This is a genomic window from Azospirillum griseum, from assembly GCF_003966125.1.
GTDB lineage: Bacteria > Pseudomonadota > Alphaproteobacteria > Azospirillales > Azospirillaceae > Azospirillum > Azospirillum griseum.
On sequence record NZ_RXMA01000006.1, the window covers coordinates 1 to 13,750 of the forward strand.

Consider the following 13,750-nt stretch of genomic DNA (forward strand, 5'->3'; position numbering starts at 1 on the left):
ACCCAGCTCCCGCCATAAGGGCCGACATACAGAATCCATTTCAACGAACGCTGCTACTCATCTTTTCCAAATGCGATTCCCGTGCGCAATCCTTTCAACCCGCGCACCAGGCTGCGCTTTTTCTCGGCGGAGATCACATCGGTTCCCCGGATGATCTCCAGCGCGTCGCGCATCGGGTTGTCGGCGTTCAGCGGCACGACCAAGCAGCCTTTTGACTGTGGACAGAGTGGATTCACAATGACCGGAAACAGAACGGAGCGCCGCTAGTTTTCCGTAACAAATTGAAACAACCCGCAACTCCCCTTCCCGCAACACCGGATCGACGACCGGGCAGACGGGTTGGGCGCGGCGCGCGCGCCGGATCAATGCTCCGTATCGGCGTCCGTCACCAGAACCAGCTCGCTGCGTTCGCGGCGCAGATACGCACCGGGGCGCACCGCCCGGCGCAGGATGTCGTCGTTCAGCATCAGATGCGCGTCGGCCAGGGTCAGCGGACGCCCTTCGTAATAGGCGCGACCATCGGAGTGGCGGATGTGGCGGAAGGCCAGGGTCATGACGATTCTCCCCATCGTGGTGCTGCGGGTGTCCGTGGGCGGTTGTCGGTCAACGGGTGTCCAACCCGTTGGTCGGAAGAACACCGGCGCACCACCGTTTGTTCCAAGGATTTTGAACGGCCAGGGAAAAAACGGGTGATGCGTCGGCGGTCTGTGCGGTGACAGCAATAGGAAGGGTGTCTGGAGGAACGCCCGCATGATGCCCGGCTTTGGGGGCCGGTCCAACGCGGGATTGCGGGAACCCGACCGTTGTCACAGGTCGCGCGCATGCGACCGATTGAACCATGCCGGTCCTTTGGTTGTGGTGCGTTTGGATGATTGTCCGGCCTGAGAACGCTGCGCGGGCTTTGACTGGCAAGGGCTTGTGGCGGAGGACCACCGCGTCCCGATCATGGCCGCTTCCGGACGGTGGCGTTCGGAAAGGCTGGAAAATACGGGCGGGCGGGTCATAATGCGTGTCCGCGCCGATCTTTTTTGTCCCGGAACGACGGGTCGGGTTTGGTAAAACGGAAAGAACCTGTGTTCGAGCACACGGAAAAGACCCCGCAGGATGGGAATGGTGCGATCGGCGGGGTGATTCCGCGCGATCCGGCTTTTCTCTCGTCGCTGGCGTCCAGCCTTCTGGATCACGCCGATCTGGCGCTGGTCTATCTGGATCGGGGCGGCCTGTGCCGCCACGCCGACCGTCGTTTTGCCGCCCTGCTGGACCGCACCCCGCAAGCGCTGGTGGGGATGACGCTGTCAACCCTGGACCACCCGGTCGCCCGCGCGCTGGCCGCCGCCATGGAGTCGCTGGCGTCGGGCGTGCGGCGTTCCGCCCCGTTGGATTGCGAAACCACCGGCTGCGACGGGCAGCGCGCGATCGTCAGCGGCAATCTGCTGGCCCACACCGACGCCGACGGCGCGGTGGTGGGATGGCTCGGGCTGTTCATCGAAACCGGGGACCCGGATCGGATCGCCGATTTCGTCGCCCGTCGCGATCCGTTCGTCGCCACCCTGCTGAACGCGGCGGTCGATGGCATCATCGTGTCCGACCGGACCGGCGTGATCCGCTCGATCAACCGGGCCTGCTGCGATCTGTTCGGTTACGAGGAGGCGGAGCTGCTCGGCCAACCGATGACGGTGCTGATGCCGCCGCCCTTCGCCCGCGACCACGACAAATACGTCTCCAACTACGTCAAGACCGAACGGCCGAAGATCATCGGCATTGGCCGCGACACGCTGGGACGGCGCAAGGACGGCGCGGTGTTTCCCATCCATCTGAGCGTCGGCGAGGCGCGGATGGGCGACCGCACCACCTATGTCGGCATCATCCGTGACATCTCCGACCGGCTGGCGGCGGAACAGCGCGCCTCCTATCTGGCCCGGCACGATCCCCTGACTGGGGTTCTGACCCGCACCGCCTTCCTGGAGGAGTGCGAGGCGCTGCTGGCGAACGATCCGGTGGGGGGCGACACCGGCTTTGCCCTTTACAGCCTGGACGTGGACCAGTTCAGCGACATCAACGAGGCGTTCGGCTTCCACGTCGGCGACGCCGCGCTGAAGGCGCTGGTCAGCCGGGTGATGGAGGTGCTGCCGCCCAACACCTACATGTGCCGCATCGCCGCCGATGAATTCGCCGCGCTGGCCCGCGTCAACGGGATGGAGCACGCCCAGACGCTGGCCGATGTGCTGCACGATCGTCTGACCGCCTCGATCTACGCCGACCGGCATTGGGTGCGTCTGCGCCTGTCCGTCGGCGCGGCCTTGCAGGAGGCCGGCGCGCATTCCCTGGAAGAGTTGAACGCCAGGGCGAAGCTGGCCTTGCAGGCGGTCCAGCACGATGGCGGCAACGCCGTGTGCTTCTACACCCCCGAAATGGCGGCGGCGGCGACCCGGCGCATGATGCTGACCATGCATCTCAACCACGCCATCGAGCGGAACGAGATGCACCTCGTCTATCAGCCCATCGTCGATGGCAAGACCGGGCGGGTGGTGTCGGCCGAAGCGCTGTTGCGCTGGACGCACGACACCTTGGGGCCGGTGTCCCCCGCCGAATTCATCCCGGTGGCGGAGGAAAGCGGCCTGATCGTGCCGTTGACCGATTGGATCCTGTCCACCGCCATCGGTCAGATGATGCGCTGGAACGCCGAGGGCGTGTTGCCGGACCGGGTGTTCCTCAACATCTCCGGCCAGCAGTTCCTGCGCGGCAACCTGACCGCCCGCCTGGGCGAGCTGTTGAGCGGCTGCCCGGAATTGCGGCCCCATCTGGGCTTGGAGATCACCGAGCAGGCGGCGGTGCGCGATCTGAAGGTGGCGATCAAGACCCTGGGCGAATTGTCGGCGCTGGGGATTCAGACCGCCATCGACGATTTCGGTTCCGGCTATTCCTCCCTCAGCTATGTCCAGCAATTGCCGGTGGCCAAGCTGAAGATCGACCGCGCCTTTGTCATCGACGTGCCGACCAACCCGAAAAGCAACGCCCTGGTGCGCGCGGCGGTCGGCATGGCCCACGGCCTGGGGCTGGCCACCGTCGCCGAAGGGGTGGAGACGGAGGAGCAGCGCAAATTCCTGGTCTCCGTCGGCTGCGACCTGTTGCAGGGCTATTTCTTCGGCCGTCCGATGACGCCGGAGGCGTTGGCCGAGATGATCCGCCAGCAACGGACGCCGACGGCGGGCTGAGGCGGCATCCGTTCGTCGGATTGCGCGCGTCGAAACCCGCCCGCCGGATCCCGGTCATCAGGCTGTGTGTTCAGCCGCCGGACCGCCTTCCCCTCAATCGTCGCCGCCGCGCCGTTCCTTCAACTGTTCGCGGCGTTTCCAACGTTCGAAGGTCTGGCGGGTCCACCAGCCGCGCAGCAGGCCCGCCCATTCGGCGGGGTGGCGGAACAGCGGGACGCGCGGCTTTGTCACCGTCGTCGGTTCCAGCGCCAAGCCGACGGAGGTGATGCCGTGGTCGTCCATGTCGCGGACGATCAATTCGACGTCGCCCATCCGCACCCGGTCGCCCAATTCGCAGGAGCCGCCGAACTCGTGCAGCAGCAGGTCGGCCAGGGTCAGCTTGGCGTTGGCCAGCGACAGCGGCAGGCCATACATCTCCGCCACCTGCTCCACCGTCGCGTCCGGGCTGAGCACGAGGTCGCCGTAGAACTCGCGGTCGTCCTGGTCCAGCGCCCGGCTGCCGCCGAACAGCTTGTCGATCAACGGCAATTGGTGGGGCGGGGCGAAGAGATAGACGTGATCGCCCGGTTGCAGCGGCTTGATCTTGTGCGGCGGAACCACCGCGTCCTCGCGGATGACCAGCGACGGGCGCGCCCAGCGCGGCAGCCGTTGCCCGCGCGCCGCCGGGCTTTTGGCGTGGACGGTGTAGGTGACAAGCTCCTGGTCGGCGTTGCCGGGCAATTCCAGCTCCACGCGCTCCACCGGGCCACGGCGCGGCGGCACGATCAGGCCCAGCCAGCGCGCCATCGACCCGATGGTCCAGCCCTGGACCAGCAGCGACACCACGACGACGATGAAGGCGGTGTTGAACACCATCTGCCCGTTGTCCAGCCCGCCCAGCACCGGAACCAGCGCCAGCAGCAGCGACACCGCCCCGCGCAGCCCGACCCAGGCGATGAAGGTGGTTTCGTTGGCGCTGAAGCGATAGGGCAGCAGGCACAACCACACCGCCAGCGGGCGGGCCACCAGAATCAGCAGAAAGGCGATGGCCAGCGCGGGCAGGGCGATCTCGCCGAACTCGTGCGGGGTCGCCAGCAGCCCCAGCATGACGAACATGACGATCTGGCTGAGCCAGGTCAGACCGGCGTGGAAGCGCCGCAGCTCCAACGCGCCGCGCAGCTTGACGTTTCCGGCGTACAGACCGGCGGCGTAGACGGCCAGATAGCCGCTGCCGCCCAGCACGTTGGTGCCGCCGAAGATGAACAGGGCAAAGGTCAGCGTCACCACCGGGTTCAGGCCGGTTTCGAACTGCGCCTTGTTGATGAAGGTGACGACGATCCAGCCGCCCACCAGCCCCAGCACCCCGCCGATCAGGACGGCGCGCAGCAGCTCCTCCACCACATGCCAGGGCGATCCCCAGCCATGGCTGGCCGCCTCCACCAGGATGATGGTCAGCATGATGGCGACGGGGTCGTTGGTCCCGGATTCGATTTCCAGGGTGGAGCGCACGCGGTCGCGCAGGGTGATGCCGCCCACGCGCAGCAGGAAGAACACCGCCGCCGCGTCGGTGGAGCTGACCGCCGCACCCACCAGCAGCGCTTCGGCCCAGGGCAGATTCATCAGGTAATGCGCGGCGGTCCCGATCACCCCGGTGGTCACGGCCACCCCGACCGTGGCCAAGGTCATCGCGGGCCAGGCGGCGGCCCGGTAGCTCGACAGCTTGGTGTCGAATCCGCTTTCGAACAGGATGACGGCCAGCGCCATCGAGCCGATCAGAAAGGCGGTCTGCGGGTCGTTGAAGGCGATGCGGCCGATCCCGTCCTCGCCCGCCAGCAGGCCGATGCCCAGAAAGATCAACAGCAGCGGCGTGCCGATGCGCAGGGCCAGATAGCTGGTCAGCACGCTGGCGATCAGCAGGGTCGACCCGATCAAGATGATGTAGCTGACCGCCTCCATAAGCCTCGCACGCCATGGTCATAGGGGGCCGCCCTGTGGCGGAACCACATGATTTTGACGGCAAGCCCCACCATCCGCAAGCTGTAGTGGTCCGGTGGGGCAAAATAATGGTTAACCGAAGGGGCAGGGCGACGACCCGCCCTGTCTTGGGACTCAACGGCCCTGCGGTCCGTGGGTGTTTTCGCGGGGGCCGGTGGCGAAGACGGCCAACGCGTCGTGCAGGTCGGGCAGGGCGCGTTCCACCGCCGCCTCGCCCTCGCGGATGCAATCGTCGGCGCGGTCGAACTCGGTCAGGCCGATGTGGCCCAGGCGCGGCGCGATGTGGACGTCGGGCGGCTCCCCGGCCAGCCGGGACCGGGTGATGCGGTCGGTGACGATGCCCAGCGACGACACCATCACCCCGAACAGGCTCGGCCCCTCGTAATCGCGGCGGAAGATGCGGCGGGTCAGCGCCCCGACCATGGAGGACGCGCGGCTTTCCGGCATCTCCTCGTCGATCAGCTTCAACAGGTCGAACCCGGCGGCGGTCGGCACGGTGGCCCCCGGCTTGCGCGCCTTGCCCAGGATGTCGCCCGCCAGATTGACCGCGATCACCATTTGCGCCCCCAGCGCCCGGCAGGCCGACACCGGGACCGGGTTGACCAGCGCGCCGTCGATCATCCACCGCCCGTCGATGGCCACCGGCGGAAACACGCCGGGCAGGGAGATGGACGCGCGCATGGCGTCCACCAGATCGCCGTCCTGCACCCACACCTCGTGGCCGGTGACGAGGTCGGTGGTGATGGCGGCGTAGGGGACCGGCAGTTCCTCGATCCGCAGATCGCCGATGTGGCGGCGCATCTCGGCGACCAGCTTGTCGCCGCCGATCAGCCCGCCGCCCTGGCGCAGGCGCAGATCGAGATAGCCGACGATCTTCAGGCGGTTGAGGCTGCGCACCCATTGTTCCAGCGCGTCGAGCTTGCCCGCCAGATGGATGCCGCCGACCAACGCCCCGACGGAGGCCCCGCAGACGATGTCCGCCTCGATCCCATAGCGTTTCAGCGCCCGCAGCACGCCGATGTGCGCCCAGCCGCGCGCCACACCGCCGCCCAGCGCGATGCCGATGCGGGGCCGGTTGCGCGGGTGGACAGGGCCATGACCGTTGTTGCCACCCAGATTGCCGCCAAGCGCCATGGTCGCCTCCCCATCCGTTGTTCACACCGCGTTGTGGTCCACGCTTGTCATCAAGTCTGGCGCGCAGTGGTTAACGAACCTTGGATGTGGGAGGCTACCGGTGACGATGGCGGTGACGGTGGCGGTGGCGGTGGCGATGGTGGTTCGGTGTCGGTCAGGGCGCGGCAATCGCCCGGTTCAGCGCCTCGATGGTGTCCGGCGGCACGCTGCGGCTGCACAGCAGATAGCGGGGGTTGCCCGGCGGCATGTCGGTCAGGTTGGCCAGCACCAGCCCCTTGTCGGCCAGTTCCGGGGCCTTCAGCAACTCGCTGCCTTCCTCCGCCGCCAGGAACATCAGGTCGGCGCGGCCCGCCGCGATCATCGTTGCCATGCCGGTGTTTTCCTGGGTGGTGGAGGATTTCTCCGCCGCCGCCTTGGGCAGCCGCTCGTCGATGAACGCCCCATAGGAATAGCCGCTTTTCACCAGCACGGTGATTTTCGGATCGGCCAGCAGGCCGTCGGTGGTGGTGTGTTTGGTGGCCGGGCTGTCCTTGCGGGTCAGGATGACGGACGGCTTGTCCTGATAGATCGGCGCGGTGAAACGGCCAAAGGCCTCGCGTTCGGGATTCTTGAACCACCCGGCGGCGCAGAGCGGGCCGGAGCTGTCCTTGATCATCTGCATCTGGCGGGCGGACGGGGCCGATTCCCATTTGAAGGGAATCCCGGCCTTTTTGAACGCGGCGGCCACCGGGCTGCCGGTCAATCCGGTCACGCCGCCGCCGGATTCCACCAGATAGGGCGGGCGGACGTTGTAGAGAACGGTGATGTCCTCGGCCAGGGCCGGGGCGGCGCACGCCCACAGGGCGACGGCGGCCAGAGCAATGGTGCGCATGATTCCGCTCCTCAAAAAGAACCGTTCCTGCCCAAAACGGTGGCGTTTGAACATTTATGCATCGTTAACGGACCGATTGGGATCGTTCCTACGACGCAATCGTTCCGCGAGCCGAAACAAATGGCCCCATGTCGTGGCCCGATCCTCCAGCATCGGCAAATCCACCCGCCGCCGCGCCGCCCGATGGACAAAAGCGGAGGGGATCGGTTAAGCCATCGGCGCGGGGATTCGGCCCGAATCCCACCCCCGACCCCCCACGGATGAACGAGAGTGCGATTGTGAGCAAAGCGAGCGGCGGGGCCTTGCGGCTGGACGCGACGACCGAACGGCTGATGCGCCGGGTGTGGCGGGAGTGGGTGCGGCCGTACCGGGCCAAGCTGGCGCTGTCCTTCCTGCTGATGGCGGTGGTGGCGGCGACGACCGGCGGCTACCCGCTGCTGATCGATCAGTCCTACGCCATGTTCTCCGCGCAGGATCGCGGCTTGGCGCTGCTGATCCCGGCCCTGATCGTGCTGGTCACGCTGATCAAGGCGCTGTCGCTCTACGCCCAGACCGTCGTCACCAGCGACATCGTCCAGCGCATCATCTCCGACGTCCGGCTGTCGATGTTCAGCCATCTGCTGACCGCCGACATGGCGCAGCTGCACGCCGCGCCGACGGGGTCGCTGACCTCGCGCTTCATCAACGACGTGGACGTGATCCGCAACGCGCTGTCGCGCTCGCTCACCGGGCTGGTGCGCGACATCCTGACGGTGATCGCGCTGGTCGGGTCGATGTTCTATCTGGATTGGCTGCTGTCGCTGATCGTCTTCGTCATCTACCCCATCGCCGCCGTGCCCATCGTCAACATCGGCAAGCGGCTGCGCCGCGTGTCGCGCGACACCCAGGCGCAGATGGGCGACATGACCTCGCTGCTGACCGAAAGCCTGTCGGGCGCGCGCATGGTCAAGACCTATTGCCTGGAGGATTACGAGCGCGCCCGCGCGGCCCGCGCCTTCGCGGACAATTACGAACTGACCATGAAGGCCACCCGCACCCGCTCGCGCATCGACCCGATGATGGAGGTGCTGGGCGGTGTGGCGGTGGCCGGTGTCATCGCCTTTTCCGGTTTCCGCATGGCGATGGGCGAGGGGTCGGTCGGGGCCTTTTCCGGCTTTGTCGGCGCGCTGCTGATGGCGGCCCAGCCGGTGCGCGCCATCGGCACGCTGAACGCCGCCCTGCAAGAGGGGTTGGCCGCCGCCCAGCGCATCTTCGAACTGGTCGATCAGGCCCCGACCATCCAGGAACAGCCCAACGCCGCGCCGCTGGCCCTGACCAAGGGCGCGGTGGCGCTGGAGGGCGTGCGCTTTGCCTATGAGGACGGGACGGAAACCCTGAAGGGCATCGACCTGGAGGTTCCGGCGGGCAGCACCGTGGCGCTGGTCGGGCGCAGCGGGGCGGGCAAATCCACCGTCTTCAACCTGATTCCGCGCCTGTACGACGCCCAGGGCGGGCGCGTGACCATCGACGGGCAGGACGTGCGCGGGGCCACCCTGCGCAGCCTGCGCGCGGCGGTGTCCATCGTCAGCCAGGACACGGTTCTGTTCAACGACACGGTGCGCGCCAACATCGCCTTTGGTCGGCTCGACGCCCCGTTCGACGCCATCACCGCCGCCGCCCAGGCCGCCGCCGCCCACGACTTCATCATGACGCTGCCGGAGGGTTACGACACCGTCATCGGCGACCGGGGCGTGAAGCTGTCGGGCGGCGAGCGTCAACGTCTGGCGCTGGCCCGCGCCTTTTTGAAGGACGCCCCGATCCTGCTGCTGGACGAGGCGACCAGCGCGCTCGACAGCGAATCCGAATGTCTGGTGCAGGCCGCGCTGGAACGGCTGACCCAGGGGCGGACCACCCTGGTCATCGCCCACCGTCTGGCCACCGTGCGCAACGCCGACCGCATCGTGGTGATGGAGGGGGGGCGCATCCTCGAACAGGGAACCCACGACGCCCTGATCGCCGCCAACGGGGCCTACGCCCGCCTGTCCCGCCTGCAATTCGGCGAGGAGGAGGCCGGGGCGGCGTGATCCCGCAAGGGGGCATAGCCGCCGTTTGGGTGCGTTGACTCTCCATTTTTGCTTGTGACACGATCCTGAAAGACGCGTCTCGAGCCGTTCAAGGGAGAGCCATGCCGTCGCCCCCTCCTGCCACCATGAACCGGCGCTTTTTCGTCGGCGCGGTCTCCCGCCTGCCCACGGGGCGCACCGCGACACCGCCGAGGGGGCCGTCGCGTTCGGTTTCGTCGGCGGCGATCCAGCGCAAGCAGGCCTTTGCCGTTGGCGACGTCGATGACACCATCGCCAGATCGATGGCAACCATCCTCAGCGCCAAGGTTGGAGCACCGCTGGCTCTGGGGGCGTCGGCTCCCCGTTTGGAAACAGCGGCTGGAACACCGTTGAGCGCTTTGGCCGACGGCGAGACCCTCTACCTCGACGCCCATGGTGCCGCGCCGGAAGAAGCCGGAGTGCCGGGGGCCGCCGTTCTGTTTGGTGGGCTGTCGCCGGAACAGCTCGCAACCCTCGTGCTGTCCAAGGGGTTGCAGGCCACCTACGCCGGAAAAATCTATCTGAACGGCTGCAACACCGCCACCGGGGCCGGTGCCGACACCTATGCGTTCCGCTTTCAGGCGGCGTTGGCGCTGCGGGGCGTGCGCTGCATCGTCAAGGGCAATGGCGGCTACAGCCAGGTGGACGGGGCGACGGGCCACACGCTGGTGAATCCACCGACGCCGGTCGGCGCGCAAAACCGCACCGCTCTTCAGGACACATACCGACACGCGGGCACGCTGAAGGCGCAGGTTGAACGGGATATGAAGTATGTCAAGGACAACCCGCTCGCGCCGGATTTTTCTGCAAAGGTGGCAGCGATCAAGCAGGCCAACACGGACATGCGCACCGCGTTGAGCACGGTGCCGGGGTTGCGGGCGGCGACCTATTTGCCAGATAAGGCGCTGCGTCCAACCTTGCCGGCACCGGTTGGCATCACCCACTACGAAAGCGCGAACGGACGCTACAGCGCGGTTCCGGCCAGCGTCGGGCGGAGCGGGCGTACGTTGGAGCAGCATGTGCAGGCGGCTCTGGCGTCCTACAACTCGAAATGGAAATTCAATCCCTCAGCCGCGTCCACCGCAGCCGTGGGGGTGCTGGGCGGCCCGTTTGCCTCCCACACCGCGCGGTTGATGGCGGTGCGGTGGTATCTCCGCCTGGGTCCGCGCCCACCCGTCCAATTGGTGGCTGTGGGCGATCAATTGAGCGCTGGCAGCAGTCTCTACGGGTTCCTGAAGGCGGAGTATGACCGTTGGGTCTGACCAGCCCCGCTCACACCTCGATCACCATCCCGTCATAGGCCGGTTCCACCCCGGCGGGCAGAATCCGGCGCAGGTGGTCGTAATCCATGCTGTTGTCCATGTGGGTCAGATAGGCGCGGCGGGGCTGCACCCGTTCGATCCAGGACAGGGTCAGCGCCAGATGGGCGTGGACCGGGTAGGGCGGTTCCAACCGGCCGCAATCGACGATCCAGGTGTCGATTCCCGCCAGCGCGGCAAAGGCCGCCTCGTCCAGCCGCACCACGTCGGTGGAATAGGCGAAGCGGTCGAAGCGGAAGCCCAGCGTCGTCATGAAGCCGTGATCCTGTTCGAACGGCGTCACCGGCAGGCCCTTCACCTCAAAGGGGCCGGTGATGCGCTGGACGTTCAGCACCGGGCGGTAATAGGGATAGCCCGGCTTCAACGCTTCGAAGCAATAGGGAAAACGGATCTCGATGTCGCGCAGATGGTCGTCGCGGCCATAGGCGTCGATGGGCGCGTGCATCATCCGGCACAGTTCGCGCAGCTCGTCGATGCCGTGGGCGTGGTCGGCGTGCTGGTGGGTCCACAGCACGGCGTCCAGCCGGTCAAAGCCATTGTCCAAAATCTGCTGGCGGAGGTCGGGCGAGGTGTCGACCAGAACCGCCACGCCCGCCCGCTCCACCAGCACCGACGGGCGCATCCGCCGGTTCTTCGGGTTGGCCGGGTCGCAGCGCCCCCAGCCGTCGGGGCCGATCGCCGGAACGCCGCGCGACCCGCCGCTGCCCAGGACGGTGACGCGCATCGGTTCGGGGGATCGGCCGTCGCTCATGCCGCCGCCTTTTGTTCCACGGCCTTGTCGAACAGGCGGAAGAAATTGGCGGTGGTGATCCGCGCCAACTCCTCCGCGCTCACGCCCTTGATCGCCGCCACGCAGGCGGCGGTGTGCGCGACGAAGGCCGGTTCGTTGCGCTTGCCCCGGAACGGGATGGGGGCGAGATAGGGCGCATCGGTTTCCACCAGAATCCGGTCCAGCGGCACATCGGCGACGATGGCGCGCAGGTCCTCGGATTTCTTGAAGGTGACGATGCCCGACAGCGACAGGGTGAAGCCGTATTCCAGCGCCTCCTCCGCCAGCGCCCGGCCGGAGCTGAAGCAGTGCAACAGCCCCTTCACCCGCTGCCCGCCGGTCTCCTCCTTCACGATGCGCATCGTGTCGTCGTCGGCGTCGCGGGTGTGGATGATCAGCGGCAGGCCGGTGTCCAGGCTGGCGCGGATGTGGCGGCGGAAACACTCCTGCTGCTGCTCGCGCGGGCTTTTGTCGTAGAAGTAATCCAGCCCGGTTTCGCCCAGCCCGATCACCTTCGGGTGCCGGGCGCGCTCCACCAGCGCATTCACGGTGGTGACGTCGAACTCCTCCGCCGCCTGGTGGGGGTGAACGCCGACGGTGCACAGGATGTCGTCGTAACGCTCGGCCACCGCCAGGATGCGGTCGAATCGGGTCAGATAGGTGCAGATCGTCACCATCCGGCCCACACCCGCCGCGCGGGCGCGCTCGACCACCGCATCCAGCTCGTCGGCGAAGTCGGGGAAGTCGAGATGGCAATGGCTGTCCACCAGCATGGCTTGGCTCACTCCGCCGTCGGTTCGACAAAGCGCGGGAACACGCCCTGCGGTGTCGGCAGCGGCGTGCCCGCCACCAGCGCCCCCGCCGACCCCAGCGAGGCGAAGCCGCGCGCGTCCGGCCCCAAGGCCAACTGGTCGAGGATCTTGGCCGAGGCGTCGGGCATGACGGCCTGGGTCAGGATCGCCAGATGACGGATGGTTTCGGCCAGCACATACAGCACCGTCGCCATGCGGGCCGGGTCGGTCTTCTTCAGGGTCCACGGGGCCTGTTCATCGACGTAGCGGTTGCCGTCGCCGATCACCGCCCACAGCGCGTCGAGCGCCTTGTGGAAGGCCTGCGCGTCGAACTCCGCCCGCACCGTGTCGAGCAGGCCATGGGCGGCTCCCAACAGGGCGTTGTCGGCCTCGGTGAAGGGGCCGGGGGTGGGAACCACGCCGCCGCAATTCTTGCCGATCATCGACAGCACGCGCTGCACGAGGTTGCCGTAATCGTTGGCGAGGTTGCCGTTGATGCGGGCGACCATCTGCTTGTGCGAGAAATCGCCGTCGTTGCCGAACGGCACCTCGCGCAGCAGGAAATAGCGGGTCTGGTCCAGGCCATAGGTGTTGACCAGCGCATCCGGCGCGATGACGTTGCCCAGCGACTTGGACATTTTCTGCCCTTCGATGGTCCACCAGCCATGCGCGAACACGCGCTTGGGCGGCGCCAGATCGGCGGCCATCAGGAAGGCCGGCCAATAGACGGCGTGGAAGCGCAGGATGTCCTTGCCCACCATGTGCAGGTCGGCGGGCCAGCGCTGGGCGTATTCGCTGCCCTCGGCGGTGTTGGGGTAGCCGACGGCGGTGATGTAGTTCGCCAGCGCGTCGAGCCAGACATACATGATGTGGGCGTCGTTGCCGGGAACCGGGATGCCCCATTTGAAGGTGGTGCGGCTGACCGACAGATCCTTCAGGCCGGATTTGACGAAGGCCATCACCTCGTTGCGCTTGCTGGCCGGGGCGATGAAATCGGGGTTGGCCTCGTAAAAGGCGATCAGGCGATCCTGCCAGGCCGACAGGCGGAAGAAATAGGACGGCTCCTCCACCCACTCGCATTCGGCCCCGGTGGGGGCGATCTTCTTGCCGGTGGGGGTGGTGGTCAGCTCGTCTTCGCCATAGAACGCCTCGTCGCGCACCGAATACCAACCGGCGTAGGCGCCGAGATAGATTTCCCCGCGCTCCTCCAGCACTTTCCACAGCGCTTGGACCGAGGCGACGTGGCGCGGCTCGGTCGTGCGGATGAAATCGTCGTTGGAGTAGTTCATCAGCGACACGAGGTCGCGGAAATTCTGCGACACCCGGTCGGTGAAGGTCTGCGGCGCGATCCCGGCCTTTTCGGCGGATTTCTCCACCTTCTGGCCGTGCTCGTCGGTGCCGGTCAGGAACTTCACGTCGAAACCGTCGAGGCGCTTGAACCGGGCGAGGACGTCGCAGGCGAGCGTGGTGTAGGCGTGGCCGATGTGCGGCACGTCGTTCACGTAATAGATCGGCGTCGTCAGGTAGAAGGTCTTCGGCCCGGCCATTGTCGGCGCTCTCCCGAGGGGTTGTCTTGCCGAAACAGGATCGGCACGG

General features: G+C 67.0%; 11 protein-coding genes. 3 read left to right on the plus strand and 8 right to left on the minus strand.

Annotation, left to right across the window (positions count from 1 at the left end; genetic code table 11):
• Positions 1-53: 53 nt before the first annotated feature.
• Both EJ903_RS26950 and EJ903_RS08235 read right to left on the minus strand, forming a co-directional pair.
• On the minus strand, positions 54-197 hold the full coding sequence (locus EJ903_RS26950; protein WP_158627900.1) for a hypothetical protein: 144 nt from the start codon (positions 195-197) through the stop codon (positions 54-56).
• Positions 198-362: 165 nt separating this feature from the next.
• Positions 363-554, minus strand: coding sequence for a hypothetical protein (locus tag EJ903_RS08235; RefSeq protein ID WP_126614013.1), 192 nt, complete (start codon positions 552-554; stop codon positions 363-365).
• Between the two features lie 519 nt (positions 555-1,073).
• Between EJ903_RS08235 and EJ903_RS08240 the strand changes: the two genes are divergently transcribed.
• Complete coding sequence (locus EJ903_RS08240; protein ID WP_246015347.1) at positions 1,074-3,215, plus strand: putative bifunctional diguanylate cyclase/phosphodiesterase; 2,142 nt, start codon at positions 1,074-1,076, stop codon at positions 3,213-3,215.
• 93 nt (positions 3,216-3,308) lie between these two features.
• Here EJ903_RS08240 and EJ903_RS08245 read toward each other — a convergent pair whose 3' ends face one another.
• The 3 genes from EJ903_RS08245 to EJ903_RS08255 form a co-directional block, all read right to left on the minus strand.
• Entirely contained in the window at positions 3,309-5,150 is a 1,842-nt protein-coding gene (locus EJ903_RS08245) for a potassium/proton antiporter (RefSeq protein ID WP_126614015.1), read from the minus strand.
• A gap of 153 nt (positions 5,151-5,303) precedes the next feature.
• Complete coding sequence (locus tag EJ903_RS08250) at positions 5,304-6,323, minus strand: patatin-like phospholipase family protein (protein ID WP_126614017.1); 1,020 nt, start codon at positions 6,321-6,323, stop codon at positions 5,304-5,306.
• Between the two features lie 154 nt (positions 6,324-6,477).
• Entirely contained in the window at positions 6,478-7,194 is a 717-nt protein-coding gene (locus EJ903_RS08255) for a substrate-binding periplasmic protein (protein WP_158627901.1), read from the minus strand.
• Between the two features lie 278 nt (positions 7,195-7,472).
• On the opposite strand from EJ903_RS08255, the gene EJ903_RS08260 reads away from it, so the two are divergent.
• Together EJ903_RS08260 and EJ903_RS08265 are read left to right on the plus strand one after the other, a co-directional pair.
• A complete protein-coding gene (locus EJ903_RS08260) occupies positions 7,473-9,257 on the plus strand; it encodes an ABC transporter ATP-binding protein (protein ID WP_210211405.1) in 1,785 nt (594 codons plus the stop codon).
• A gap of 101 nt (positions 9,258-9,358) precedes the next feature.
• The gene (locus EJ903_RS08265) at positions 9,359-10,537 is read left to right on the plus strand and encodes a hypothetical protein (protein WP_126614023.1); all 1,179 of its coding nucleotides are present in this window, start codon (positions 9,359-9,361) and stop codon (positions 10,535-10,537) included.
• Positions 10,538-10,547: 10 nt separating this feature from the next.
• Here EJ903_RS08265 and EJ903_RS08270 read toward each other — a convergent pair whose 3' ends face one another.
• The 3 genes from EJ903_RS08270 to metG are packed head-to-tail and all read right to left on the minus strand — an operon-like array spanning position 10,548 to position 13,701.
• Positions 10,548-11,345: an MBL fold metallo-hydrolase gene (locus EJ903_RS08270; protein ID WP_126614025.1), complete on the minus strand. Its 798-nt coding sequence runs from the start codon at positions 11,343-11,345 to the stop codon at positions 10,548-10,550.
• Positions 11,342-12,136, minus strand: coding sequence for a TatD family hydrolase (locus tag EJ903_RS08275; protein ID WP_126614397.1), 795 nt, complete (start codon positions 12,134-12,136; stop codon positions 11,342-11,344). Before EJ903_RS08275 ends, EJ903_RS08270 begins: the two co-directional genes overlap by 4 nt.
• 8 nt (positions 12,137-12,144) lie before the next feature.
• Positions 12,145-13,701 (minus strand): methionine--tRNA ligase, encoded by a 1,557-nt coding sequence (gene metG / locus EJ903_RS08280; protein ID WP_126614027.1) that lies wholly within the window; start codon positions 13,699-13,701, stop codon positions 12,145-12,147.
• Positions 13,702-13,750: the final 49 nt, after the last annotated feature.

Bases quoted from the DNA above. Each gene is read 5' to 3' on its own strand.
- EJ903_RS08270 (WP_126614025.1), bottom strand. From the start codon at position 11,345: ATGAGCGACGGCCGATCCCCCGAACCGATGCGCGTCACCGTCCTGGGC.
- EJ903_RS08250 (WP_126614017.1), bottom strand. From the start codon at position 6,323: ATGGCGCTTGGCGGCAATCTGGGTGGCAACAACGGTCATGGCCCTGTC.
- EJ903_RS08265 (WP_126614023.1), top strand. From the start codon at position 9,359: ATGCCGTCGCCCCCTCCTGCCACCATGAACCGGCGCTTTTTCGTCGGC.
- metG (WP_126614027.1), bottom strand. From the start codon at position 13,701: ATGGCCGGGCCGAAGACCTTCTACCTGACGACGCCGATCTATTACGTG.
- EJ903_RS08275 (WP_126614397.1), bottom strand. From the start codon at position 12,136: ATGCTGGTGGACAGCCATTGCCATCTCGACTTCCCCGACTTCGCCGAC.
- EJ903_RS08235 (WP_126614013.1), bottom strand. From the start codon at position 554: ATGACCCTGGCCTTCCGCCACATCCGCCACTCCGATGGTCGCGCCTAT.
- EJ903_RS08255 (WP_158627901.1), bottom strand. From the start codon at position 7,194: ATGCGCACCATTGCTCTGGCCGCCGTCGCCCTGTGGGCGTGCGCCGCC.
- EJ903_RS08245 (WP_126614015.1), bottom strand. From the start codon at position 5,150: ATGGAGGCGGTCAGCTACATCATCTTGATCGGGTCGACCCTGCTGATC.